Origin of the sequence: Pseudomonas sp. PDM10 (assembly GCF_014852295.1) — a bacterium.
Taxonomy (GTDB): domain Bacteria; phylum Pseudomonadota; class Gammaproteobacteria; order Pseudomonadales; family Pseudomonadaceae; genus Aquipseudomonas.
Genome location: NZ_JACVBJ010000002.1, coordinates 916,856 through 942,564, shown reverse-complemented (window position 1 = coordinate 942,564; position 25,709 = coordinate 916,856). Strand labels below are relative to the sequence as shown.

Annotated in this window: 15 protein-coding genes; 2 read left to right on the top strand and 13 right to left on the bottom strand. The window is 59.7% G+C overall.

What is annotated here, in order from left to right; all coding sequences use genetic code 11:
• Positions 1 to 125: 125 nt before the first annotated feature.
• Positions 126 to 602, top strand: coding sequence for a hemerythrin domain-containing protein (locus IB252_RS10870; RefSeq protein WP_192408505.1), 477 nt, complete (start codon positions 126 to 128; stop codon positions 600 to 602).
• 785 nt (positions 603 to 1,387) lie between these two features.
• Here the strand turns inward: IB252_RS10870 and IB252_RS10865 are convergent.
• The 4 genes from IB252_RS10865 to IB252_RS10850 all read right to left on the bottom strand — a co-directional run bounded on the left by IB252_RS10865 (position 1,388) and on the right by IB252_RS10850 (position 8,377).
• Positions 1,388 to 3,310 carry a PAS domain-containing sensor histidine kinase gene (locus tag IB252_RS10865; protein ID WP_192408504.1) on the bottom strand — a complete coding sequence of 641 codons (1,923 nt, stop codon included), beginning with the start codon at positions 3,308 to 3,310 and terminating at the stop codon, positions 1,388 to 1,390.
• A gap of 87 nt (positions 3,311 to 3,397) precedes the next feature.
• Positions 3,398 to 4,306 carry a zeta toxin family protein gene (locus IB252_RS10860; protein WP_192408503.1) on the bottom strand — a complete coding sequence of 303 codons (909 nt, stop codon included), beginning with the start codon at positions 4,304 to 4,306 and terminating at the stop codon, positions 3,398 to 3,400.
• A 127-nt stretch (positions 4,307 to 4,433) separates the two neighbouring features.
• Positions 4,434 to 6,713 (bottom strand): ATP-dependent DNA helicase, encoded by a 2,280-nt coding sequence (locus IB252_RS10855; RefSeq protein ID WP_192408502.1) that lies wholly within the window; start codon positions 6,711 to 6,713, stop codon positions 4,434 to 4,436.
• Entirely contained in the window at positions 6,710 to 8,377 is a 1,668-nt protein-coding gene (locus IB252_RS10850; protein ID WP_192408501.1) for a VRR-NUC domain-containing protein, read from the bottom strand. Before IB252_RS10850 ends, IB252_RS10855 begins: the two co-directional genes overlap by 4 nt.
• A gap of 209 nt (positions 8,378 to 8,586) precedes the next feature.
• Between IB252_RS10850 and IB252_RS10845 the strand changes: the two genes are divergently transcribed.
• Positions 8,587 to 8,811 carry a YgdI/YgdR family lipoprotein gene (locus tag IB252_RS10845; RefSeq protein ID WP_192408500.1) on the top strand — a complete coding sequence of 75 codons (225 nt, stop codon included), beginning with the start codon at positions 8,587 to 8,589 and terminating at the stop codon, positions 8,809 to 8,811.
• Positions 8,812 to 8,929: 118 nt separating this feature from the next.
• On the opposite strand, the gene IB252_RS10840 is transcribed toward IB252_RS10845, so the two are convergent.
• The 9 genes from IB252_RS10840 to IB252_RS10800 form a co-directional block, all read right to left on the bottom strand.
• Complete coding sequence (locus IB252_RS10840; RefSeq protein WP_192408499.1) at positions 8,930 to 10,783, bottom strand: polyurethanase; 1,854 nt, start codon at positions 10,781 to 10,783, stop codon at positions 8,930 to 8,932.
• 95 nt (positions 10,784 to 10,878) lie between these two features.
• A complete protein-coding gene (locus tag IB252_RS10835) occupies positions 10,879 to 12,567 on the bottom strand; it encodes a polyurethanase (RefSeq protein WP_192408498.1) in 1,689 nt (562 codons plus the stop codon).
• A gap of 23 nt (positions 12,568 to 12,590) precedes the next feature.
• Entirely contained in the window at positions 12,591 to 15,638 is a 3,048-nt protein-coding gene (locus IB252_RS10830) for an autotransporter serine protease (RefSeq protein ID WP_192408497.1), read from the bottom strand.
• A gap of 260 nt (positions 15,639 to 15,898) precedes the next feature.
• On the bottom strand, positions 15,899 to 18,856 hold the full coding sequence (locus IB252_RS10825) for an autotransporter serine protease (protein ID WP_192408496.1): 2,958 nt from the start codon (positions 18,854 to 18,856) through the stop codon (positions 15,899 to 15,901).
• Between the two features lie 35 nt (positions 18,857 to 18,891).
• The gene (locus IB252_RS10820; RefSeq protein ID WP_192408495.1) at positions 18,892 to 20,256 is read right to left on the bottom strand and encodes a TolC family outer membrane protein; all 1,365 of its coding nucleotides are present in this window, start codon (positions 20,254 to 20,256) and stop codon (positions 18,892 to 18,894) included.
• Between the two features lie 2 nt (positions 20,257 to 20,258).
• Positions 20,259 to 21,593 (bottom strand): HlyD family type I secretion periplasmic adaptor subunit, encoded by a 1,335-nt coding sequence (locus tag IB252_RS10815; protein WP_192408494.1) that lies wholly within the window; start codon positions 21,591 to 21,593, stop codon positions 20,259 to 20,261.
• Entirely contained in the window at positions 21,590 to 23,365 is a 1,776-nt protein-coding gene (locus IB252_RS10810; protein ID WP_192408493.1) for a type I secretion system permease/ATPase, read from the bottom strand. The genes IB252_RS10815 and IB252_RS10810 overlap by 4 nt, the downstream gene beginning before the upstream one ends.
• Positions 23,366 to 23,553: 188 nt before the next feature.
• Positions 23,554 to 23,979, bottom strand: a complete 426-nt coding sequence (locus tag IB252_RS10805; protein ID WP_111449969.1) for an AprI/Inh family metalloprotease inhibitor — start codon at positions 23,977 to 23,979, stop codon at positions 23,554 to 23,556.
• 67 nt (positions 23,980 to 24,046) lie between these two features.
• Positions 24,047 to 25,504 (bottom strand): serralysin family metalloprotease, encoded by a 1,458-nt coding sequence (locus tag IB252_RS10800; protein WP_192408492.1) that lies wholly within the window; start codon positions 25,502 to 25,504, stop codon positions 24,047 to 24,049.
• Positions 25,505 to 25,709 lie beyond the last annotated feature (205 nt).

The window sequence follows — 25,709 nt, the reverse complement described above, 5'->3', positions numbered from 1 at the left end:
TATTGTTTTGTAAACACATTATCGCACTGGCAAAAACCGGCACGACAAATGCTCCAGGACAATGAGCGACTTTCGGCCTTGAGACCGTTCGCGCTCACCCCCTGACATGTTGGAGAGACTCGACCATGAATGCCATAGACCTGTTGAAAGCCGACCATGAACGTGTAAAAGGCATCCTGACCCAATTAAGCGAATCCACCGAGCGTGGTGTTAAAAAGCGCGGCGAGTTGCTGGCCAAGCTGGAAATGGAGATCGCCATCCACACCCGTCTCGAAGAGGAAGTCTTGTACCCGGCGTACAAGAAAGCCGGGGGCAAGGAGCAGGACGTCATGTATTACGAAGCCAAGGAAGAACATCGCGCCGTAGATTCGCTGGTGCTGCCAGACTTGAAGGACACCGACCCGTCCACGCCGGAATTTTCCGGCCGGGTGAAAGTGGTCAAGGAGCTGCTGGAACATCACATTGAAGAGGAGGAAACCGAGATGTTTCCTCAGGCCAGGAAGCTGTTGGGCAAAGCCACCCTGGAAGAGTTGGGTGCGCAAATGGAAAGTTTGAAAGTTCAGTACAAGAAAGAGATGAGTGCAGGCAATCTGGCGGCTTGATGCTGGAGGAATGGCAAGGCACTGTAATGCTGTTCGCTTAAGGTTGGGGGCATATCCGTTTCTGCGGTAACGGCGGCTGGCGGTTTCGCTTTTACAGCGAGTCACTTGGAAAAGCCCCAAGTAACCAAGGGCTCTTGCCCCGCCATTCGGTGCCTCGCTGTGGCTCGGCATGCCGTAACGAAGGCATTGCTCCGGGGGCCCGCCGCCATCGGCCATCCATGGCCGGGGGCGGCTACCGCGGCATCCTTGCCGCGGTGCCCCCTGCGCAACGCCTGCGTTCGGCCTCTGGGAAAGGGGCAACAGATCAAAATCAAAAGCCAAAGCAACGGCAACGGCAACGGCAACGGCAACGGCAACGGCAAGATCAACAGCTTCGCGAGCAAGTCGAATCGTCGCACCGCCGCTCCCACAGAAAGCAGATCGGCGTACAGCTTTTGCTTCTCACCACTCATCAGGCCGAGCGTTAGCTCGCCTCCAGCTTTTGATCTTGGGGTGCACGCCCCATCGGGAGGCCGAGTGGAGGTTCTGCGCAGTGGGCAACCCGGCATGGATGCCGGGTTAGCCGCCCCCGGCCATGGATGGCCGATGGCGGCGGGCCCACGGAGCAGGACCGGAGCGAGGGCATGCCGAGCCACAGCGAGGCACCGAACGAAAGGGGCAAGAGCCCTTGGTTACTTGGGGCTTTTCCAAGTGACCCGCTGTAAGAGCGGAACCGTAATCAGCCATCACCGCAGAACCGGATATGCACACGACCACAAAAGCGGCCAAACACCGAGCAAGCGTTGTCACTTCATGGTCGAGGCAATGATTTCCACCAGATTAAGTTGGGTAAAAGGTTTGGACAGCCGCGGCAGTCGGGTCGCGAAACCTTCCAGACGCTCGGCGTAACCGGTGGCAAGGATGATCGGCAGGTTCGGCTTGATGATCCGGATGGCCTGCGCCAGTTGCGCGCCATTCATCTGCGGCATGGCCATGTCGGTGATGACCAGATCAATCGCCTGTTCGCTGTCGAACATTGCGAGCGCCTGCGCGCCGGACGCTGCACTGATCACTCGATGCCCCAGGTCCTCGAGCAACAGGCAGGTACTGGTCAATACCAGGCTGTCGTCGTCCACCACCAACACACACAGTCGGGGCACCGGCGGTGCGGCTTGCTCCTCGGCAACAGGTTGGGCGACTGAACCAGCGGCGGCGACGGGTATCCACAGTTCGGCGGTTGTGCCTTTGTCCTTCAGGCTCTTGAGAACGAATCGGCCGCCCAATTGCTCAATAAAACCATGAACCATCGACAGCCCCAGGCCAGTGCCTTTGCCAACGCCCTTTGTGGTGAAAAAAGGGTCCATTGCCGATGCCAGCGTCGCGTCATCCATGCCCTCACCCGTATCGGTGACACTCAGGCAGACATAACGACCGGGCGCCAGGGAAAGCTGCGACTTGTCCAGAACCGCATCAGTCTGGGCACTGATCACGATTTTTCCGCCATGGGGCATTGCATCTCGAGCGTTGGTCACCAGATTCAGTACCGCCAGTTCGAGCTGATTGATGTCGGCCTGGACCGGTTCAAGTTCTTGTGAAAAGCGTGTTTCGAGCATCACCGAAGGCCCAAGTGAGCTGCGCAACAGTCCGGTAATCCCTTGCACCAGCGTCGGGATCTCGACAGGTTCGGACTTGAGCTCCTGGCGTCTGGCAAACGCCAGCATGCGCTGAGTCAGGGTTACGCCACGCTGGGCACCCTGGGTAGCGTTGTCCACCAATCGGGTAATTCTCGAATCGTCGCCGACGCGTTTGCCGATGATTTCCAGATTGCCAAGGATGACGGTCAGCAAGTTGTTGAAGTCGTGGGCAATGCCACCACTGAGTTGACCGATGACCTGCATCTTCTGCGCCTGAAACAGCGCTTCGCGGGTTTGCTCCAAGGTCTGCTGGGCTTGTGTGACTTCGGTGATATCACGGGTGATCTTGGCAAAGCCGAGTAACGTGCCGGTGTCGCCCCAAATCGGGTCGACCACGACATGCGCCAGGAACCGCGTACCGTCCTTGCGCATGCGCCAGCTTTTGTTTTCGAATCGCCCCTCACGTACCGCAATGTCCAGAGTCCGTTGTGGTTCGCCGGCCTCGCGATCTTCCGGGGTGTAAAACATCGAAAAATGCTGGCCAATGACCTCTTCGGGCAAGTAGCCCTTGATGCGCTGAGCCCCAAGATTCCAATTGGTCATGCGGCCATCCGGGGTGAGCATGTAGATGGCGTAATCAGTGACACTTTGAACCAGCAGGCGGAATTGCTGCTCGCTTTGCTTGAGGATCTCTTCAGCCATCTTGCGGTCGGTCAGGTCCCGGGTGATCTTGGCAAACCCAAGCAACGTGCCCGACGGGTCAAGAATCGGATCAATGACCACGTGGCACCAGAAATGCGTGCCGTCCTTGCGAACCCGCCAGCCTTCCCCCTCGAAACGCCCCTCCCGGATCGCCGTATCCAGTGCCTGCTGGGGCAAACCGGCACGGCGATCCTCTTCGGTATAGAACCGCGAAAAATGCTGACCGAGGATTTCAGACTCCTCGTACCCCTTGAAACGCCTGGCGCCGGTGTTCCAACTGGTGATGATGCCATCGGGATCAATCATGTAGATCGCGTAGTCAATCACAGCATCGATCAACAGGCGAAAACGACTGTCGTCGATGGCGCTGGCTTTGGTCCGATCCTCGTTCATTGATGCCTCTTGGTACGACCGTTTTTTTGGAGTATGCGACAAACCACGCATTTGGAAAGCCGGAAAAACGGTACTCCTCGCCCAACGTTATCGATTCACGTGTTTGACGATGTAGGCGTACAGATCGTTGTAGACGAATTTCGGAACATGCGAAGCATAAGTCGCCATCTTGAGCAGCGCCAGGTGGCACTCTTTGATGACTTCATCGCGATCGCTCGCCGCGAAGACGTGGTTGTCGATAATGTTCGAATAGATGCTGTACGCAAAATCCACCTTGGTTGTCGTTGTGGTGACGGAACCGTCGGCAGCTTTGGAGTAAGTACTCTGGGCAATCAAGGTTCGCTCGTTCAACACGCCGAACCCGCGTTCATACACATTGACTTGCGAGCCGCTGACCGCTTTTGCAGCCGTCTCGAAGGCCAGGATGATCGCAGGCGCATAATTCATGCTGGCATCCAGTTTCGATACCGTGAGAAACCGTTCCATTTCCTGGTCTTCAAGGCTTTTGAACGCTCGTTTAATGCTCGACACATGAGCAAACTCTCGAGTGCAACCAACGATGTGAGTTTCGAACTGATAACCGGCGGCGGTCGCCGACGGCGGGAAGGTCGCGAATGCGAGGCTATCGAACGCACATTCCATGATGATGTTGAATTTGCGGCTGAAGGCTTGCTTATAGATTTTCGTACTGACTTCGCGAACAAATGCCTCGGTATGCTCATACGCATGCAAGACGCCGAGTTTGATCATCTCTGCGTATTGGGGGTGTTTCTTGCGGTAGTCGGGCAGGTAAAGACGAACATAATTGTTGTAGCGATTTGAAGGCAGCAGGGTCTTTTCCAGCAGGTAGGTTTTACCTGACCCTTGCAGCCCGGCAACGACCAGGATTTTGGGGGTTGCCTCGGCCGTGATGCCGCTGAACAGCGTCGCTTTTATTTCATTGAATGCTGCGGTGACCTGCTCAGGGGTGTACTTGTATTGCGGTGCTACTGACATATCTTGATTTCCTTATCAAAGATTCAGCTGAAAGTGATGACGGGCTCTTTGAATAAAGACAGTATTCGCTGCTTGTTCAAATGGGCGTGTCTTTCAAGATATGTCGATGTTTTTAAAGTAAAAAATCCTACTCGATAGTGTGCAAAATCCTCGGAGCAATCGACCACCAGCGCGGCAGCAGCTGCTTGACCTTGCTGTCGCCAAACCGGTCATCGATCAACATCACCACCCCTTGGTCCTGCTGGGTGCGGATCACCCTCCCCGCCGCCTGCACCACTTTCTGCACACCGGGAAACAGGTAGGTGTAGTCATAACCGGCACCGAAAATGGCTGCCATGCGCTGTTTCAACTGCTCGTTGACCGGGTTGAGTTGCGCCAGCCCCAGGGTGGCGATAAACGCTCCGATCAGGCGCGCGCCCGGCAAGTCGATGCCCTCGCCAAAAGCCCCGCCCAACACCGCAAAACCGACACCCTGACTTTCGGCGGTGAATTGATCGAGAAAGTCCTGTCGCTGCCCTTCCCCCATGCCCCGGGACTGCGACCACAGATTGATATGTGGATGTTTCTCGGCCAGCAACTGCGCCACCTGCTGCAAATAATCAAAGCTGCTGAAAAACGCCAGGTAGTTGCCGGGACGCTGGCTGAACTGCCGGGCAATCAGCTCGACAATCGGCGCAAGGGATGACTGGCGATGGACAAACCGCGTGGAGATCTGGCTGACGATGTGCACTTGCAGCTGATCGGCCTGAAAGGGCGATTCAACGTCTATCCACACCGTGTTCGCCGGCGTACCCAGCAGGTCGGCATAGTAGTGGCGAGGGCTCAGTGTCGCGGAAAACAGCACGGTGCTGCGTGCAGCCGTCAGGCGTGGGCGGATGAAGCCGGCGGGCACCACGTTGCGCAAGCACAGCTGCGACAGGTTGCGTTGACGGTCCAGGTCGCGCTTGCTGATGTCGAACAGGAACTGTTCATCAAACAGCTCAGCCACCCGGCTAAATTGCAGCATGTCGAAATAGAAGTTCTGTAACGCCCCGTCCAGGACTTGCGGATGATCGTTCAGGTAATCGCCGATGCTCGCGCTGCACGATGACAACGCCTGGAGCAGTTTTTCCGGCGCCTTGTCATAGGCCTGATAGGCGCCGAGTTGCAGGTTATGCAGGGCATTCCACTCACGGTTGACCCGCTGCAAGGATTTTTTCAACGCCTCGGGAGCGGTTTTTCGTACAGCGTTGAGGGTCGATTGGTCGAGGCTGGCGCTGTACATCTGCCGGCCGCGTTCCACCAGGTTGTGCGCTTCGTCCACCAGCACCGCGACGTTCCAGTTATTGGCCTGGGCCAGCCCGAACAGCAGCGCGCTGAAATCGAAGTAGTAGTTGTAATCGGCGACTACCACGTCTGCCCAGCGGGCCATTTCCTGGCTCAGGTAGTAGGGACAGACGTCGTGTTGCAGGGCGACCTCGCGCAAAGCGTTCTGGTTCAGCAGGGACAATTGGCTGGCCGCCTGGCGAGCGGCGGGCAAGCGATCATAAAACCCCTGGGCCAACGGGCAGGATTCGCCGTGACAGGCTCTGTCCGGATGCTCGCAGGCCTTGTCCCGGGCGATCATTTCGAGTACTCGCAAGGGTGGCGCATCGGCGCTGTCGAGGATCACTTGCGCGGCGTCCAGCGCCAGTTTGCGCCCCGGGGTTTTCGCCGTGAGGAAGAACACCTTGTCCAGTTGCTGCGGCGCCAGGGCCTTGAGCATCGGGAACAGCGTGCCGACGGTCTTGCCGATCCCCGTGGGCGCCTGCGCCATCAAGCAACGACCGGTGCTGACCGCCTTGAACACCGACTCCGCCAGATGACGTTGCCCCGGTCGAAAGTCGGCATGGGGAAACGCCAGGTGTTGCGCCGCCCGATTACGCCCTTCGCGATGAGCCATTTCCTGCTCGGCCCAGTGCAGGAACAAGGCGCAATGTTGTTCGAAGAACAGCCTTAGTTGCGTGGCGCTGAATGCCTCGACCAGGCAGGTTTCCTTTTCATTGACGATGTTGAAGTACACCAGGGCCAGATTGATCTGCGTCAGCTGCAACTTCTGGCACATCAACCAGCCGTAAATCTTCGCCTGCGCCCAGTGCAGCTGACGGTGGTTAGCCGGTTGCTTGCTCAAGTCGCCGCGATAGGTTTTGACTTCTTCCAGGCAGTTTTGCGCGGGGTCGTAGCCGTCAGCCCGGCCCTTTACCTTCAACGTTTGATACAGGCCTTCAAGCGCGACTTCACTCTGGTAGCCCTCGCTGCGCCGGGACGCCACCGTACGGTGCCCGACAATCCCTTCCAGCGCCGTCGGCGAAGGCGTAAAACGCAGGTCGAGGTCACCGACCTTGGCGGTGAATTCACACAGCGCCCGCACCGCGATGCTATAACTCAAGCGCCCTGCTCCGCCCATTGCACGTAGCAGACGGCAATCGGCATCTGGTGCTCATGGCAGAACTCGAGCCAGCGCAATTGATTGTCTTGGAGGCGATCACCGGGACCTTTGACTTCGATCATCCGGTAGGTTTTGTCCTGGGGCCAAAACTGGATCAGGTCCGGCATGCCGGCGCGATTGGCCTTGATGTCCAACAGCAGTCGATTGAACCAGTGCTTGAGGTGTTCGGCCGGCAGGCAATCGAGTGCCTGATCAAGCAATTCTTCGCTCAGCACACCCCAGAACATGAAGGGCGACTGCACGCCCCACTTGCTGGCATAGCGTTCGCGAATCGTCTGGCGGTAACGCCCGTCATCGAGTTCGGCCAGGCAGCCCTGGAACAGCTCCGCGCGGCGTGCGTGAAAGTCCTCATTGAGCAGATCCACCGGCCCACGCTGGAACGGGTGGAAAAACGCCCCCGGCAACGGCGCGAAAATCGCCGGCCAGCACAGCAGACCGAACAGCGAGTTGATCAGGCTGTTTTCGACGTAATGCACCGGCGCCGACTCTTCCGTCAAATGCGCCTGAACGTAACTTTCCACCGACAACGCCGGGTCGGTTCTGGACAGTTGCAAGTCCAGGCGCAACATTTCTCGTGGAGACGAGCGCTTTATCACCGGACCGCCCAACTTGCGCCGCAGCCTGGGCAGCACACGCAACAATTGTTGCTGCTCGGCGGCACTTTCCGGCGATTGCTCCACCGCAGTGGCCAGGTCCATGGCCAGCTGATATTCACCGCAGCGCTCCAACACGCGAATCAACCGCAGGCGCGCGCCGGGATAGGCACACTCGCGGTAGATCGCCAGTGCGGTAGAGAAATCCGCCACACGCTCGCAGTGCTGACCGATCTGGAACAACAGTTTTTCGCGACGTCTTTGCAGCCAGGGATTGCTCAGCGCCCGCCCTTTGATCTGCTCGACAATGCCTTCCACGGCTTCGCCGGCCTCGAAATGTTGCTGACATTCATGAAGGAAGAAGCAGGCGTCCACGTCGTCGCGGCTGCGCAGGCCTCGGGAGTCGGCGCAGAACTCGACTTTTTCATAGGTAAAGATGCCCAGATCCGCCAGCACGAACTCGGACCAGTCCTGGTAAAGATTGCCAAAAAACATCAAGCGCAGCCGGTCGCACAGGCCCATGATGGTCAGGCTGAACAATCGATCATCCAGCGATGGGCACCACTGGCCGAAACGTTGGACCTGGGGAAACTGTTCGCTCAGTGCGGGCAGCCAATCGGTCTTTTTCCCCTTGGGTTGATCGATGGTGGTGCCAAAACACTGGAGAATTTCCGCCTTGAGCAGCACCTCGAACAGCGCTTCGATCGACAGCGGCGATTGCTCATCGATCCAGCCCAGCGCCAGCAGTGGGCCGGCGGCAATGGCGATGTCACCGATTTCGAGGTAATGCAGCTTGCTCACCCGGAAATGAATCCCCTTGCGCATCACCATCCGGACCAGCAGTGCCCTGGACTCACGGGGCAACCGCTTGAACTCGCGGATGAAGTGTTGCTCTTCGACGCTCAACACATCGGCATAACGATGCTCAAGCCAATCAAGCACTTGCATGAAGTTGTTCAAGTAATAGAACGGATCGTCGAGAGGATTTGCAGTCACAGGAAAATGGGCCATGGCGAGCGAGTACTGGTTATGCGTACAGATACCAGCTGCGCCCCGCCTGGTGCAAACGGAAAAGGATAAGCGGCGACGTTATTCGGTAATTTTTCGAGTGGCTATGAACTTTCTGCCGCTCCATTGCACCTAACCGCGATAGAGGTACAGCGAAGATTGATTTCGTTCGTGGCAGTCGCGCTGTTTTTTTTGAAGGATGAGAGGTGGTTATGAATATCAAGACTCTGGGTTTGCCCTTGGCGGTAGCGGCCTTTCTGGCCCTGGCCGGTTGCTCCACGCCAACGGTTGTGACGCTGCAGAACGGCACCCAGTATTTGACCAAGGACATGCCGAAAACCAAGACCAAGGACGGTTTCTTCGAGTTCGAAGATATTTCCGGGGCGAAAGTGAAGGTCAAGGCCGATGACGTGAGCACGATCCGAAAGGAAGACTGAGGACCGCGTCAACTTCATCGCGAGCAGGCTCGCTCCCACAGGGGCTTTGTGAACACCACAGATCCAATGTGGGAGCGAGCCTGCTCGCGATGGGGCCCTTACAGCCAGCAAATCACCCTCAGGCGATAACCACCCCTGAGCCCGACAGACTATCCAGCCCAACCCCAACCAACGTCACCGAATCCCCCCCAAACGTCAGCACCGTGTCGTGCCCCACCGCCGTTGCATGCGCCCGATAGTCATCGTTCGGCGTCACACCCTGAACCCCGACAAACACCAGTTTGTCGCTGGCCTGGTAGCCAACCACCCGGTCCTGACCAAACGCGCCGCTAAACAGGAACGTATCGATTCCGCCTCCCGACTCCAACAAATCATTGCCCGTCCCGCCGACAAACACGTCGTTACCGTTGCCGCCGAGCAAATGATCATTGCCGTCCAGCCCGAACAACCAATCACCACCGGCATGAGCCGTGAGCGTATCGGCGCCGGCCCCGCCCTTCACCGTTGACGCGTACTGAGTCAGGTTGGCGCCCGCCTTAAGGCCGTCGGCAGTGACGCTGTGGATCACGTCATCCTTGAACAGCCCCCACAGAAACCCCGGCTCCTGGGTCACAATGCTGCCGATGTCGCGGGTCATGCTGATGCCGCCATTGGCGTCGCGGATGTACAGGTTGCCGGCGCCGTCATTGGCGAAGTCGAAGTTTTTGACCGACTGCTGCACGTCCAGCACGTTGTTGCCCTTGCCGCCCAACAGGATGTTGTAGCCACCACCGTCGCGGAAGGTGTCGTCGCCATCGCGGCCTTCCAGATAGTCGTTGCCCCGGCCACCCTGGATCAGATCGCTGCCGTCGCTGCCGATGATGAAGGTGCTGCCCTTGTGGGTTTCAGCGTTGCGATTCAGATCCTGAACCCACGTGTTGGCGCGCGCCGGGTCCGACAGATTGGCAACGATGATCGTCGAGTCTTTGCTGGTCAGGTCGTAGAACTTCGACTCGATCACCCGGTTCATGCCGTCGCCATAGGCGGTGGGCAAGTGCGAGATCCAGGTCGGGATGTTGAGGATGGAAAATGGCAGCACATTCCACGCGGTCGAAGCGTAGTGGTCATTGAAGCTGACGATGTTATCGGTCGCCGAGACCTTGGCGGCATCGTGCACGCCCACCGATGACAGGTTGAACGATGAACCGTCGAGGGCGCGGTACACCGGGTCGTTCTCGTAACCGACGTTCAGCACTTTATCGGTGCTGCTTTGGGTCGGCGAGGCGTAGGCGATGTAGTTGGAATCCTGGTAGAACCCGCCCCACTTGTCGCTGCTCAAATCCGCCAGGCTGTTGACCGCCAGCCCGCCGAGGCTGTGACCGCTGACCAGCACGTCCTTGCCCGACAGACCATTGGCCCGGGCAAAGGCCGCCACATCGTCGAGCAGATTACCGAAGGCTTCGCCGACGTAGTTTTTCGCATAATCCTTTGGCCCCAACGCCGCCAGCAGATCATTGATCACATCGCCGATGGAGTCGCTGATCTGGCTTTCTCGTGGGCCGCTGGTGCCGCGAAAAGCGATACCGATTTCGCTGAGATGACCCTGCGCGTCGTACTTGCCGAGGATCTCCACCTGAGCGCTGGTGTACCCGGCCTTTTCTCCGAAGAACGTTCCCCGTGCATCGACCTTGCCGGCATAGCCCAGTTGCGTGGCGGTGATCGGCGTCCAGCCGGCTTTCTGCACCGCGTCCAGTGCGGCTTTTTCCGAGTCGGGGTTCCAGGGGATTCCGGGAATGACGCCCTGGGAGTCGGTGCCACCGATCAGTGCGGTCACCAGTGTCGCCGGCAAGCCAAGGCCGAAGCCGTTGTGCTGATAGCCAGTGGCAAAGCCGTTATCCAGGTTGTGGTAGGAATACAGCGTGATCGCCATCGCGTCGGTAAATAACGCTTTGGAATCGGCTGTACCGAAGTTTTTGTAGTCGTACACACCCATTGGTATTGCCTCTCTCTTTGTTGGAATTGTTAGAGATAGCTCACAACCAGGACGCCCGATCACGAGGCGCCCCGGAGCATTTAGTGCATGCAGCCTCAGGCAAACGTAATGCCTGAAGCCGACAGGTTATCCAGTCCCACCCCCACCAGGGTCACGGCAAAGTCGCCAATTTTCAGCACCGTGTCCTGGCCCGACTGCGAAGCGTGTTGTTTGTAGTCATAGCCCTGCCCCGCGCCCTGAACGCCCATGAACAGCAGTTTGTCGCTGCCCTGGTAGCCATTGATCGCGTCGAAACCGAAAGCTCCGCTGAACAGGAACGTATTGTTGCCACCCGAGGCCTGCATCACGTCATTGCCCGCGCCACCGACAAAGGTCACGTGGCTTTTGTCGCTGCGCAGCAGGTCGTCGCCGGCATTGCCGAACAACCAGTCGCCATCGACGCTGGCTGCCAGCGTGTTGCCGTAGGCATCACCGTTAAGCGAGTGGTTGTACTGGGTCAGCTCACTGCCGTTGAGCAATCCGTTGGCGGTGACGCTGTAAGTCACCTCCTTGCTCCCCCACCATGAGCCCGACTCTTTACTGACCAGCGCGCCGATGTCGCGGGTCATGCTGATGCCGCCATAGGCATCACGCACGTACAGCGTGCCGTCGCCGTCATTGGCAACGCTGAAGTTCTGCAACGGCTTCTGCAATTCGAAGGTGTTGCTGCCCTTGCCGCCCAGCAGGAGGTTGTAGCCACCGTCATCGCGGAACCGGTCATTGCCGTCGCGGCCTTCTATGAAGTCATTGCCGGCGCCGCCCTTGAGCAGGTCGTTGCTGTCAGTGCCGATGATGAAGGTGCTGCCGGTGTGAGGTTCGCCGCTGCGACCAAGGTCCTCGACCCAGGTCTTGCCCCGGGACGCTTCTGCCAGGTTGGACACGATCAGCGTCGAGTCCTTGTCGGTGAGGTCGTAGAAACGCGAGTCGATTACCCGGTTCAACCCGTCGGCATAACCCAACGAACCGTGAGCCGACCAGTTCAGCGGGTTGAGGATGCTGAACGGCACCAGGTTCTGTGAGGTGGACGCGTACTGGTCATTGAAGTTGACGATGTTGTTGGTCGCCGAGTCCTGGTGTCCGTCGTGCTTGCCCAGGGAACCGCTGCTGAACGTGGTGCCGTCGAGTACCCGAAATACCGGATCGTTCTCGTAGCCGATGTTCAGCACGTTGTTGCCGGTAGCGCTCTGGGTCGGCGAGGCGAAGGCAACGTAGTTGGCCTCCTTGAAGAAACCGCCCCAGTTGTTGCCACTCAGTTCGGCGAGGCTGTTGACGCCCAGACCGCCAAGACTGTGACCACTGACCAAAACATCCCTGGCGCCCAGACCGTGAGCAATCGCAAACGCGGCAACGTCCTTGAGCAAGTTGTCGAAGGCATTCTTCGCGTAGTTCGTCGCGTAATCCACCGGGCCGACGGCGGCCAGCAGGTTGTTTTTCATGTCGCCGAAGGTGTCGCTGTAACCCAGGCCGCCGGTGCCACGAAAGGCAATGCCGATACCGATCAGCTTGCCCGCCGCGTCGTACTTGCCGAGTACTTCGGCTTCGGCGCTGGTGAAGCCGTCCTTCTCGCCATAGAAGGTGCCTTGAGCGCCGACCGTGCCTTGATAACCCAACTGCGTGGCGCCAATCGGCGCCCAACCGGTCGCTGGCAGCGGCTGACCAGTCGGTGTGTACGCATACAGCGTCAGCGCGATGGCATCGGAGTACAACGCCTTGCCGTCAGCCTTTTTGTAATCAAACAGTCCCATAGGTTTGCTTCCTTTGCGTTAAATCAGAACTGCCAGTCGAGCGTCAGACCCACACCGTGGTCTTTCTCGTTAGAACCAAGCAATCCGTTGTAATCCAGGCTCAAACGAACGTCCTGCGCCACCGCCAGACCGGCCCGCGCACCCACAACGGCGGCGTTGCGATCCAGGGAAACGCTCTGCACGCTGAACGCGGTGTTGCCGTTGGCGAAGGCCAGATGATCTTCGGAACGGGTGTTGCTCAGGTTGTGCTGCCAGCCCAGCGTGCCGGACAGTTCCAGCTGCTGTTTGTCCGACAGGGCAATCGCTTTGCTCGCCCGCAGGCCGAGGGTCGAGAGCACGGCGTCGCGGTTGTCTTCACCGCCCTTGAGCGCTGCGGCATCACCTTTCTCGGTAAAGCTGTCGCTGTTGAGGTGCACGTAAGCCAGGTTGGCGAACGGTTCCAGCGCCAGCGGTTGCAGGTCCAGGCGATACGCCGCTTCGGTAAACAGTTGAGCGGTTGTCGCATCGCGTTTGGATTTCTGTTTGCCGCTGACGTCGCCCAATTGCAGGTCACGCTTCACGTCAATGCGATGCCAGCTGTAAGCACCGCCGACGCTCAAACGCAGGGCGTCGATTTCATGGCCCAGATAGGCGCCCAAGTGGTAGCTGTCGACGGAGGCTGACGAATGCGTGCTATCGCCCATGCTCAACGAACTGTCGCTGTAACCGGTCAAGAAACCCAGCCGCGTATCTTCAGTGATCAGACCGTCGACACCGGCCAGCAAGCCGCCGATGGAGCTGTTGGAACTGGCGTTGTCATGCCCGCCATCGCTCTTGCCCCAGGCGCCAAGCACTTTGACCCAGGCGTTGCTACGGTCATCGGTGGGTGCCGCCGCGTTGAACAGATCACGTTCGCGCAGGCGTTCGCCGACGGCATCGCGCAGGTAACGGCTGTCGTTGATCAGCAGCGTGCCAATCGCTGGGTGAATCTCACCCGACAGTTGCTGAAAGGCTTGTTGTGCGTCGGCGGCGGTCGGCGAAAGCAGCAAGGTTTCATAGAGCGGATTGCCGGCGCCCAGTTGCTCGGCGGCCGCGGCAACGGCGCGTTGATTCGGGGTTTGGCCGACGCTGGCGAAGGACGCTGCGTTGCGTTCTACCGCCAGCTGGATGCCATTGGCCGAGTAGTCGAGTGTGCCGCCGATGAACAGGTAATCCGGGAGCACGGCGCCGAAACGCCCTTCGATCCCGCCGGCCGCTTGCAGAATGTTGTACTGATGGCCGAGCAGGGATTTCACTTCGCGGGTGGTCAGCAAGGTCGGACTGTTTTCCAGGGACAGGCTGACGGTAGCGCCGTCGATCACGGCTTTACCGCCCGCCACGATCTGATCGCTGCTGGTCGGCGATAACTCCACGGCGTAGGTCGAGCCAGGTTCGAAGGTCACGTCGCCCGCCACTTGCAAGGTGCCGATGGAGTTGCCTGGCGCTACGGTGCCGCCGCGTTTCGCGGTCAATGCGCCGATGCGGCCATTACCGCCGAGGATCCCGCTGTCGTTGACGGTGACCGCCGAGAGCAGCGAGCCGTTGATTGCCAAGCGGCCCTGATTAACCAGCGTCGGGCCGCTATAGGTGTTGGCGCCAGTCATGACCAGCGTGCCGATGCCTTGCTTGGTCAGGCCACCATGGCCGGATATGTCGTTGCGCCACGTGTCGAGACCGCAGTGCACGTCATTGCACACGCGTTCGGTCGGTTTGCCCGCGTCGATGATCGCGCCGATCCCCGGCAAGTCCGCGACAAACTGGCTCGAACCGTAGGCACCCTGGATGCGGAACTCCTCGGGAATGTCTTGCTCGGTGACAAACATCGCCGGGCCATCGATGCCTTTGCGCAGGTTGATCATGCCCCAGCCATACAGCGAATCGACACCTGGCGCACCGAGGTCGGTGGCCGTGGTGCGCAACACGCTGGCGACCTGGGCGCCGGTCATGTATGGGAAGCGTTCCATCAGCACGGCCATGGAACCGGCGACATGCGGCGCAGCCATCGAGGTGCCGTTGTAGTTGGCATAGCCGGTGGTCAGGTTGTCGGCGTTGGTACCGCTGATGATCGAGCTGTAGATCTTACTGCCCGGTGCAGACACGCAAAAGCTGGCGGTGTAGCCGCAGCGTGATGAGAAGGTGCTGATGTTGTAGAGGTCCGGACTGCTGAGGTCCGGGTTTTTCTGCAACGCGGCCACCGTGACCCAGTTCGGCGCGATGTCCGGGACGAAATAGCCCAGGCCGGCAATGGCGTCCGGGTTGTTGAGGTTGTAGTCGTTGCCGGCCGCGAAGATCGTCACGATACCGCTGCGGGCCGCCGCGATGGCGCCGTCGTAGGCGCCGCCCGGTTTGGTCCCGAGCAACGGGCGGATCTCGTTGAACTGCAATTGCGCGTCTTGCACGGTGAAATGCGGGTACGCGGGGTTGCGTCCGCCGAGGTCGAAGCGATCGGTGATGCCGATGCCCCAACTGTTATTGATGATCCGCGCGCCGCTGGCGATCAAGGCATCCCAACCGGCCTTGTAGACCGCGCCGTCGTTGCCGCGAATGATGCCGTCTTCCGGGCCCGGATCGCCGTTGTCCGCACTGATGATCTGCGCGCCAAACGCCACGCCATGCATCGGTCCGCCATCGCGACTGCCGGCAGCGATCCCGCCAACGTGGGTGCCGTGGGCACCCAGCTTGCCGTTGGAACCGATCGAGGGCGAACCGTCGTAGCGAAACGCATCGCCGGCTTTGACCGGGATGTACGGGTCGGTGTATTCGCGGATGCCGCTGGTGACCAGAGTGATCACTTTGTTCGAGCCGGAGAATTCCGGATGCGCGGCGTAGACCGGTTGGTCAAAAATCCCTAGCTTCACACCTTTACCGGTGTAACCGGCGGCGTAGGCCTCTTGCGCGTTGACCGCTCCCAGCCCCCAATCGGCATTGAATTCAGTGCTGCGCCAACTGTTGGGATCGCCTGCTCTACCGTTTTCCACGTAAGGCGCCGCTTGCGCGGTACCGAGGGTGGCCAATGCGCAGAGCAAGGCAAGGTTGTTGTGCGTGTTATTCATCCAGTTACCGTCCTTAGTTGTGTTGCCAAAATCCCTGTGCCTTGAAAAGCACCCATTTTTTATTTGTGAAACACGCCCCCTGTAACAGCTGTGGCAGCTGTGGCGAGGGGATTTAGCGAAACGTCGCACCGCCCCGTTCGGCGGCGAAGCCGTCGTAATTCATTGGACGCGGTGTGGCTGGAAAAACAGGGGCCGCTTCGCAGCCCAACGGGGATAAATCCCCTCGCCACAACTGCGCCAGCTGCTACAGGGGGGTTGCGTTAAAACTGCCAATTGAGGCTGAGGCCTACGCCATGGCTTTTCTCGCGGCTGGCCAGTTGGCCGGTGTAATCGAGGTTCAAGCGGATGTCCCGGCTCAGGGCCAGGCTGGCATGGGCGCCCACCAGCGCCGCATCACGCACCATCGGCGAGCTCTCTACGGAAAACGCTGTGCTGCCGCCGGCAAACGCCAGGTGCTCTGCGGAATCGGTACGGCTCAGGTTGTGCTGCCAGCCGAGGCTGCCGCTCAGGTCCAGTTTCTGCTGGCCGGACAGGTTCACGGTTTTCAATGCGCGCACGCCCAACGTGCTGAGCACGGCGTCACGCGTGTCGCCACTGCTTTTCAGTGCGGCGGCGTCACCTTTCTCGGTGAAACCTTCGGTGTCGAGGTGCACGTAGGCCAGGTTCGTGAAGGGTTCGAGCGCCAGAGGTTGCAGGTTCAGGCGATACGCCGCTTCACCGAACACTTGGGTGGTCCCGGCATCGACCTTGGCTTTCTGTTTGGCGCTGACGTCGCCGTATTGCAGGTCACGTTTGACGTCGGCCCGATGCCAGCTGTAGGCACCGCCGGCACTCAGGCGCCAGGCACCCGACTCGCGGCCGGCATAAGCACCCAGGTGATAGCTGTCGACCTTGGCCGATGAGTGAGTGCCGGAGCCCATGTTCACCGAGCTGTCGCTATAACCGGTGACCAGGCCGATCCGGGTTTGCTCATCGAGCGCCCCGTCGACCCCGGCGAGCAAGCCGCCAATCGAGGTGGTGTAACCGGCGGTGTCATGGCGCTCATCGGTCTTGCCCCAGGCGCCCAGCGCCTTGATCCAGCCATTGCTTTGAGTGCCTTGGGCGTCAATCAGCCGCTCGCCAATCGCATCACGCAGGTAGCGGCTGTCGTTGATCAGTACTGAACCCAGTGCCGGATATATTTCCCCCGACAACTGCTGGAACGCCTGTTGGGCAGACGTCGCGGTGGGCGACAGCAGCAGGCTTTCGTAAACCGGATTGCCCGCCCCTAGCCCTTCAACGGCGGAGGCTACGGCGCGCTGGTTGGGCGTTTGGCCGACGCTGGCGAAGGTCGTGTCGTTGCGCTCGACACTCAGTTGAACACCCGTGGCGGCGTAATCGAGGCTGCCGCCGATGAACAGGTAGTTAGGCAGCACCGCGCCGAACTGACCTTGAACGCCGCCGGCCGCTTGCAGGATGTTGTACTGATGACCGAGCAGGCTTTGCACTTGTTGAGTGCTGAGCAAGGTCGGACTGTTTTCCAGTGACAGGCTGACGGTCGCGCCACTGACCGTGGCCGTGCCGCCCGCGACGATCCGGTCGCTATCGGTCGGCGATAGCTCCACCGCGTAGGTCGAACCCGGCGCAAACGTCACGTCGCCGCTGACCTGCAAGGTGCCAATGGAATTGCCGGGGGCAACCGTAGCGCCGCGGTTGGCGGTCAGTGCGCCGACGCGTCCCGATCCGCCCAGCGTGCCGCTGTCATTGACGGTCACTTGCGATGCCAGCGAACCGTTGACTGACAGCAGACCGCCATTCACCGTGGTCGGCCCGCGATAAGTGCTGTTGCCGGTCAGCATCAGGCGTCCGGCACCGGACTTGATCAGGCTGCCTTCGTAGACCCGAGTGGCGGCGGCGAGATACCGGGCCGTGCCCACCGCATAGTTAGTCTGATCCTGCTGGCTGGCACCGACCGGTACACCGTTCTCCCAACCTTTGGTTTTCAGTGTCTGTTGCCAGGCACTGTGTTCCGCCGCGTCTTCGCGCTGACGCTGAATCAGCGCCTTGTCGGTGATGTCGTTGCTCCAGACATCGCTCTGCCCTGCCCCCAGATTGGCGTCGAAACGTCCGAGCAATTGCCCCGGCCCGTGCATCGCCCGTTCGAGGTTAGCCACGCCCCAGCCGACGCGGGTATTCGGCGCCTCGGTGATCGAACCGTCGAGTTGGGTGGCGGTGGTCAGCAGGGTTTCCAGCGCCTGCTGGTTGTTCATGTACGGATAGCGTTCCATCACCAGCGCCAGGGCACCGGTGGCATGCGGCGCGGACATGGAGGTGCCGGACTTGATTGCATAGCCTGCGCCGGGAATGGTGCTGTCGATCTTCGCGCCGGGCGTGGTGATGCACCAATACTTGGCGATCCCGCACTGGTTGTATTTTTGTTGGTTGCTTTGATCCAGCCCCGACACCGCCAGCCAGTGGCCTTCCAGGTCCGGCTCAAAATACGGCAAGGCTGAACGCACGCTGGCGTTGGGGTAACCGCTGTTACCGGCGCTGAACACGTTGATCACGCCGCGCCGGGAAACGCCTGCGGCCTCGTCGATCCAGGTGCCTTTGTTCCAGTGCTGGGCGTAGGCCGCCTGCAGATCGTCGAGGGTCCGATAGCTGACATCCGGTGGCTGGCTGCCCCAGCTGTTGTTGATCGCTCGCACACCGGCATCCGCCAACGCGTTATAGACCGCTTTGAAGTAGCGTGGATCAGGGTTGGGGCCGAACAGGAAGCTGTCGTTTTTGTTGGTGTTGCCGACGTAGACCTGCGCGTCGTAGGCCACGCCGTGCATGCCGGTGCCGTCGCGCGAGGCACCGATGGTGCCGGCGACGTGTGTGCCATGGGAGTCGTTGTTGGCGTTGAGTGTGCCGTCGACATTGAACCGGGAGCCGTCAACGTAGCTGCCGCTGGCGGTCACCCCGTGGTAACGGTCGGTAGCGAATTCGGGATGGGCAGCATCGAAGCCTGAATCGAGCTCGCCGATTTTCACGCCTTTGCCCGTGATGCCGGCGGCGTAGGCTTGATCGGCTTGCATACGGGCGAGTCCCCAGTCGCGCTGGAACTCCGCCGTGCGCCAACTGGCGGCATCACCGGGTGTGCCGGTTTCCAGGTAAGCGGCTTGCACCGAGACCGGCATTGCTGACACCAGGAGTAATAGCGTGCCGACCGACATTGGCTTGATCTGTACGTCCATGTTCACTTCTCGCTTTTTTTGTTTTTTTGGGGCATTTATTGCGTTCTCGGACCTTGGCCGAACGTCTCGTCAACCTTGGCCAAATCCTGCTCATTTAACGTCCCGGCGTAGTAATGCAGCTTGGTCCAGGCCATCAAGTAGTCGTAGCGTGCCTGTGCCAGATCGCGGCGGGTGGTAAATAGTTGTTGTTCTGCATTCAATGCATCGAGGTTGACGCGCTCACCGCCCAAAATGCTTTGCTTGGTCGAAACCACCAGCGCTTCGGCAGACGTCAGGGCTTTCTGATAAGCGCGCAACTTGTTCACGCCCGACAGGCAGGCGCTGAACTGGCGACGCAGTTCAATCAACGTTTGCCGGGTCTTGCCGTCCAGTTCGTACTCGGCCTGCTCCATGGTGCGGCTGGCCTGGCGAGTCGAGGCCGAGACCCCGCCGCCGGCGTACAACGGCACGCTGACTTCAATCCCGATGGTGTTGGTGTCGTAACGCTGGTTGTAGGTGTTGCCGCTTTCCGACTCGTTCTGGCGCATCGAGGCGTAGGCGCTAACTTTGGGCAGGTGCCCGGCGCGGTTGCGTTCGACTTCATAACGCGCGACTTCCACGGCATGGCGTTGCGAAGCCAGGTTCGGGTTGTTGGCCACGGCCATCTCATGCCAGGTGTCGTAATTGGCCGGCTGCAGAGTGAAGGTCTGGAAACTCTGATCCAGCGGCGCCAAATCCCCGATGTTGATCGCCGGCACGCCAATCAGCGCGCCCAGTTCTCGTAACGACGCGTCCTGCTCATCACGGGCTTCGATTTCCTCGGCCGTGGCCAGTTCATAGCGGGACTCGGCCTCAAGGATGTCGGTCCGCGTGCCCTCGCCCTGCCGGAACATGTGCTCGTTCTGCTGGAACTGTTGCTCGAAAGCCTTTTTCTTGGCTTGCGCGATGTCGATCTGATCCTGAGCGAACAGCGCCTGGGTGTAATGCTCCAGTACCCGAACCAGCAATTCCTGGCTCTTGCCGCGAAAGGCTTCGTCGGCAAACAGCGATTGCGCCACACCTTTGCGGTACGACGCGTAAGCCTCGTAGTCGAGCAGCGGTTGTTGCAGCGTCAGGGTCGAGCCGTAACTGCTGTAGTTGCGATCATCGGTGCGGTTCTGCCCGCGCTCATTGAGCGCGGTGGCCTTGGAGGAGTTGCGCCCCTTGTTGTAGTTGTAACCGATCCTGGGCAACAGCCCGGCGCGGCCGATGGCGCGGTTTTCAAGGCCGGCATCGCGTTCCTTGATGGCGCCGAGAAACACCGGATCATTGCGCAATGCTTGTTCGTAGATGTCGAACGGTCCCATCGCCAGCACACTGTTGCAGGTCAGCAACGCCAGGGTCGCTGCGAGCATGGAAAGCTTATTCATACAGCGGAACATCCTTATTCCTCAGTCAACGCGGAACCTGCCCGGTCGAGCAGCGGTTTGAACAAATAGTTGAGGAGCGAACGTTCACCGGTGCGCACGAACATTTCCGCCGGCATGCCAGGCTTGATCACCAGACCGTTGAGTTTTTCCATGGCCTGATTACTGACGCTGCTGCGCAGGACGTAATACGGCGCACCGGTTTTCTCGTCGATCATCTGGTCGGCGGAGATCAGGCTGACTTCGCCGGGCACCCGCGGCGTGCGGCTCTGGTTGAACGCGGTGAACAAGATGTCCACCGGCAAGTGCGTGCCGACCTTGTCGACCAGGTTGATCGGCAGGTGCCCTTCCACCTCCAGACTCGTCCCCTGAGGCACGATCTCCAGCAGGGTTTCGCCCTGACGCACCACCGCGCCGACGGTGTGAACACCGAGGTTGACCGCAATGCCATCGGCGGTGGCGATGATCTCGCTGTGTTGCAGATCGAACCCGGCGGAAGTCAGTTGCTCTTCCAGCGTCACGCTTTTCAATTGCGCATCGGCCAGTTGGGTGCGGACCTCTTTCTGGTATTCCTCGATGTGCTGTTGCAGTTTCAGCCGCGATTCGAGGATGCCCTGTTCGACACGGCCGCTGTCGCCGCTGTTTTCCGCCAATTGTTGCTGAACCTGTGACAGCTGACGCTGGTACTCCATCAACCGATTACGCGGGATGTAACCGTTATCCGCCAGGGGCTGAAGGTTGCTCAGCTGTTGTTGCAGAGAACTGGCCTGGGCAGTCAAGTCCGTGCGGGCGCGGCGCATGCCGGCCAGTTGTGCACTGGCGCCTTCAATACTGGCGCGCAAGGCAGCCTGTTCGCGGGAAAACGCTTCACGGCGGCTGCTGAACAACTGCCGTTGACCTTCCAGCACCAAGGCCAGGCGCGGGTCAGGATTGTTGCTCAGTTCAGCGGGGAAACTCACCTGTTTGAGGTTGTCCCGTTCACTCTGCCACCGCGCCAGACTGGCCCAGGCCATGCGGTATTGCGCTTGCAGCGATTGCACGTCAGCCGCGACTTGAGTCTGGTCGAGCTGGAACAATGGCTGGCCCTGCTTCACCACTTGACCCTCGCGCACCAGAATCTGGCTGACCACGCCACTGCTCATCGATTGCACGGCTTTGCGCTTGCCCGACACTACGACCGTGCCTTGCACGGGAATGCCTTGGTCAAGCGGCGCAAGACTGGCCCAGGTGAAGAAACTGCCGGCGCCGACGATCGCCAGAATCCAGCCCATGCGGACGAAGAAACGCGCGTCGCGCTCAGGGCGTTCTGCGATGTAGTCGTGTTCCATGGTGGCTTCGCTGATGTTGCTCATACGCCCGAATTCCTTGTCGAGGGCTGATACTGCCGGCTCATGCTGAGCCCGCCCGGTGCTGGCGCGGTTTTTTCCCGCTGCTGCTCCTGATTGGCCGCGAGTGCCTTGAGCACGTCCTGGCTTGCGCCGAAGGCTTGCAGGCGCCCCTCGTTGAGCACCAGCAGTTTGTCGGCCTGGGCCAGTGCCGAGGAGCGATGGGTCACCAGAATCACGCTGGTGCCTTGGGTTTTCATTTGCGCAATGGCGCTGGCCAATGCGGCTTCGCCCACGGTGTCGAGGTTGGAATTGGGTTCATCCAGCACCACCAGGCGCGGGTTGCCGTACAACGCCCGCGCCAGTGCCACACGCTGCTTCTGCCCCCCGGACAAACCGCTGCCGTCCTCGCCGAGCACGGTGTCGTAGCCTTGCGGCATGCGCAGAATCAGTTCGTGAACGCCGGCCTGCTGCGCGGCTTCAACGATTTTTTGCGGGTCCGCCTCGCTGAACCGGGCGATGTTTTCAGCGATGCTGCCGCTGAACAGCTCGATGTCTTGCGGCAGATAACCGATGTAGGGACCAAGATCGTCGCGGTTCCAGCGATGAATGTCCGCGCCGTCGAGCCGCACCGTCCCGCCCAGCGTCGGCCAGACGCCGACCAGCACCCGGGCCAATGTCGATTTGCCAGAACCGGAGGCCCCGAGCACCCCGAGCACTTCCCCGGCACCGAGGCTGAAATTGACCAAATGCAGCGTGGCGGCCCGTTGCCCCGGCGGCGCGGCACTGACCTGCTCGAAGCTGATCTGACCCTTCGGCGCCGGCAGCGCCATGGCTTCATCACTGGGTGGAAAGGCTTGCAGCAACGAATCAAGACGACGGTAAGCGAGCTTGGCGCCGCTCCACTGCTTCCACACGGCGATCAATTGGTCGATGGGGCTCAGGACGCGGCCCATCAGGATGGAGCCGGCGATCATCATCCCGGCCGTCATATCCCCCTTGATCACCAGCAATGCACCCAGCCCCAGCACCAACGATTGCAGGCACAGGCGCAGGGTTTTGCTCAGGGAGCTGATGACGGCACCGGTGTCGCTGGCCTGGTTCTGCAAGCCGAGGAAACGTGAATGGACCTGGAACCAACGTGTACGCAATACCCCGAGCATGCCCATGGCCTGAATGGTTTCGGCGTTGTGCAGGTGACTGGTGGCCAGTTGGCTGGATTTCTGGGAAAACCCTGCGGCTTCGCCCAAGGGCTTTTTGGTCATTGTCTCGTTGAGGCAAGCCAGGCCGATCAACAGCACCGTGCCCACCGTCGCAAACACGCCGAGCCAGACATTGAACAGGTAGATCACGAACAGATAGACCGGAAACCACGGCGCATCGAAGAAGGCAAACAGCGCAGGGCCGGTGACGAATTGGCGAATTTGCGTCAGGTCCCCCAACGCTTGCCCGGCGTTGCCCTCGCCCCGAAACAGGTTGCGCTCGAATGCGGCCTGATAGACCCGCAGGTTGAAGCGGCGCTCCAGTTGGCTGCCGATGCGGATCACGATGAAGCTGCGCACGATCTCAAGCAAACCGATGAAGGCAAAGAACCCGACCACCATCAACGACAGCATCGCCAGGGTGGTTTCATTTTGCGAAGACAGCACACGGTCGTAGACCTGAAGCATGTAAATCGACGGGACCAGCATCAGCACGTTAATTAACGCGGTAAAACAACCGACGCTGACCAGGATGCTCTTGTAGTCGCCCAGCGCTTTGAATAAAGGTGCGGTGGCCGGGCTCTTTGCCATCTTCATGGGTTATTCCTGAGGTGTTATTCCCCGCCCTTTTCTGGCGAAGTTTCCATTAACTGTCCGCGCAGGGGCGGATATAGGCCTTGCGATAGCGCTTACAAACTAATAACAACTTTTCGTGGGCGACAGAGCGCTTCCACTAGTTGTGTTGTGCTTATGCCGGCAATGACTAGCGCTCTATTCGAATCGTGTTATTGCACCTGGCGCACAAGTGTTATGACCAGATCGGATTTCAAGGTGGCTTTATACGATCCGTCGCGTTGGCGGCTGAGAAATAGAATCTTCGAACCTTCTTTGCCGGTGATCGCCAGGCCATCCGGCTCAGGGAACCAGCCAATCGCAGATTCACCGTCCAGCCAGGCGCTGAGACAATCGGCGCCCTCGCCCAGTGTCTGTTTCGGTTGAAAGTCGATGACACAGACGTTGGACGGTTTGTCCTGCAACGCCTGGGACTCTGGCGAGTCATCTTTGGCGATCAGGGTCGCCTGCCATTTGCCGGCCAGTTCCGAGGGGTCTGCTAATTTCAGGCTGCTCGCCATGGCTACATCTCCAAAAATCATCATGAACGTCGCCAATAGCCACGCGGTTGTTCTGCAGGTGAAGCGGTTATGGATCATAAGGCGCTTTACTCCAATCAAGGGGCAGAGAGCAGCGCGTCTGCGCCGCCCTCCTTTTCACCTCACATCACGCAGCGATGTCGGAGTAAGCCGCCTGGCCCACGGTGCTGACCAGGAAATCAGCCACCCCATGCCCGGAGAAGTCCACCGACAACAGGCTGTTGCCGCCCGAAGAGGTCAACACCGCATCGCCTGCCGCACCGGTGAACGAGTTCACGAAATGCAGGCCAGCGCCGTTGGTGATGCCGGTCAGGTCGATCTTGTCCAGGCCGCTGACAAAATCGAGGATCTGGTCGATAGCACCGGGTTTGGAATCGCTGCTGGCGGCGAATACGAAGGTGTCCGAACCGGCGCCACCCCACAGTTTGTCCGCGCCGCCCGCGCCGAAGAGGATGTCGTTGCCGGCACCGCCCTTCAGTTCGTTGGACACGCTGTTGCCGATCAGCAGGTCGCTGCCCGAACCGCCGATAGCGTTCTCGACGGTGACGCCCTTGGCGATGGACACGTTACCCACCATGCCGCCAACGTCGGAGAACGAGGCCTCATTGAGGTTGATCTTCTGGTTTTGGGTAAAACCGGAGAAGTCCAGGGTGTCCTTGCCGCCCGCATCCCATACCGAAAACACAACCTTGTCCGACGACGAAGTCGCGCTCAGGAAGTCGCGCCCGGCGTTGGAGTTGAAGCCGTAAGTGGTGTCACCGGTGCGGGTGGTGGTGTTGGCGCCGTAGAGCTTTTGGATGGCCGCGATATCGTCCATCAGCGGACCGGACGAATAAGCTTCGACGCCGCCCTTGCTGAAGTTCTGGCTGGTATTGCTTTCACTCCAGTAGCTCATGACGCTGTAACCGCGGGTGTCTTGCCCGTAGGACGCGTCGTTGTAGGTCGGAGCACCCTCGCCGGCGTTGTAGTCGCCAGGATGGGCAAGGCCCAGGGTGTGACCGATTTCGTGGGTCAGGGTTTGTCGGCCGTAATTGTTCAGGTCCGGCGTTTTGTTTGGCGTGTAGCTGCTGTTGGTCAGGTACCAGGAAGTACCGTCGTAACCTGCGCCCGTACCAGGCAGATAGGCGAAGGCCGCCGCGCCATCCTGGCCGCCGCTGTAGTTGCCGAAGGTCATGTGACCGTCGCCACCCGTGGCCTTGTCGGTGAACGTGACATTGGCCACGTCGGCCCAGGATTGCATGGCCAGAACGGCCTGGCCTTTCTGCTGAGCGCTGAACTGGCTGAACCCGGTAATCCCGTGCTTGTTCATGGTGCTCGACGACGCAGAGGTCAGGAACGTGTAGGTGAGTTCGATTTTGCCGCTGCCGTCCTTGTCCTGGTAGGCAGCACCATCGCGCAGCAACTGGGTCGCTGCCTGGTCGACGGAGAAGGAGGGTTTGCCATTGACCGTGAGGTTACCGCCCCGATCATACTGATGGCTGAAGCTATTGATCTGGTTGAACGCAGAACTGGATGCAGCCAATGCTTGCAGTGGCTGGAACGCCTGTGCGGCGGTATCAATAGCGTTGTCTTTTACTTTCGACATAAACACACTTCCTTGTTTAGCTATGGAACAGTTTTTTTGTCAGACAGCAACGATCTCTGGCGAGATCGTCCTATCACTCGCCCAATGAAGGCGAAAGAAAACTGACACAATTTGAAATCAAACGTCTACATTTTTTTTGACGTCAAATTGAGTTGTTCCTGCAAGTACCCGGAAACAATGCCTGTGCTGTCGAAATATTGTTTGT

Excerpts from the sequence above, each read along its gene's own strand:
- IB252_RS10840 (WP_192408499.1), bottom strand. The coding sequence starts at position 10,783 with ATGGGTGTGTACGACTACAAAAACTTCGGTACAGCCGATTCCAAAGCG.
- IB252_RS10815 (WP_192408494.1), bottom strand. The coding sequence starts at position 21,593 with ATGAGCAACATCAGCGAAGCCACCATGGAACACGACTACATCGCAGAA.
- IB252_RS10860 (WP_192408503.1), bottom strand. The coding sequence starts at position 4,306 with ATGTCAGTAGCACCGCAATACAAGTACACCCCTGAGCAGGTCACCGCA.
- IB252_RS10850 (WP_192408501.1), bottom strand. The coding sequence starts at position 8,377 with ATGGCCCATTTTCCTGTGACTGCAAATCCTCTCGACGATCCGTTCTAT.
- IB252_RS10835 (WP_192408498.1), bottom strand. The coding sequence starts at position 12,567 with ATGGGACTGTTTGATTACAAAAAGGCTGACGGCAAGGCGTTGTACTCC.
- IB252_RS10810 (WP_192408493.1), bottom strand. The coding sequence starts at position 23,365 with ATGAAGATGGCAAAGAGCCCGGCCACCGCACCTTTATTCAAAGCGCTG.
- IB252_RS10820 (WP_192408495.1), bottom strand. The coding sequence starts at position 20,256 with ATGTTCCGCTGTATGAATAAGCTTTCCATGCTCGCAGCGACCCTGGCG.
- IB252_RS10865 (WP_192408504.1), bottom strand. The coding sequence starts at position 3,310 with ATGAACGAGGATCGGACCAAAGCCAGCGCCATCGACGACAGTCGTTTT.
- IB252_RS10870 (WP_192408505.1), top strand. The coding sequence starts at position 126 with ATGAATGCCATAGACCTGTTGAAAGCCGACCATGAACGTGTAAAAGGC.
- IB252_RS10800 (WP_192408492.1), bottom strand. The coding sequence starts at position 25,504 with ATGTCGAAAGTAAAAGACAACGCTATTGATACCGCCGCACAGGCGTTC.
- IB252_RS10805 (WP_111449969.1), bottom strand. The coding sequence starts at position 23,979 with ATGATCCATAACCGCTTCACCTGCAGAACAACCGCGTGGCTATTGGCG.
- IB252_RS10825 (WP_192408496.1), bottom strand. The coding sequence starts at position 18,856 with ATGGACGTACAGATCAAGCCAATGTCGGTCGGCACGCTATTACTCCTG.
- IB252_RS10845 (WP_192408500.1), top strand. The coding sequence starts at position 8,587 with ATGAATATCAAGACTCTGGGTTTGCCCTTGGCGGTAGCGGCCTTTCTG.
- IB252_RS10830 (WP_192408497.1), bottom strand. The coding sequence starts at position 15,638 with ATGAATAACACGCACAACAACCTTGCCTTGCTCTGCGCATTGGCCACC.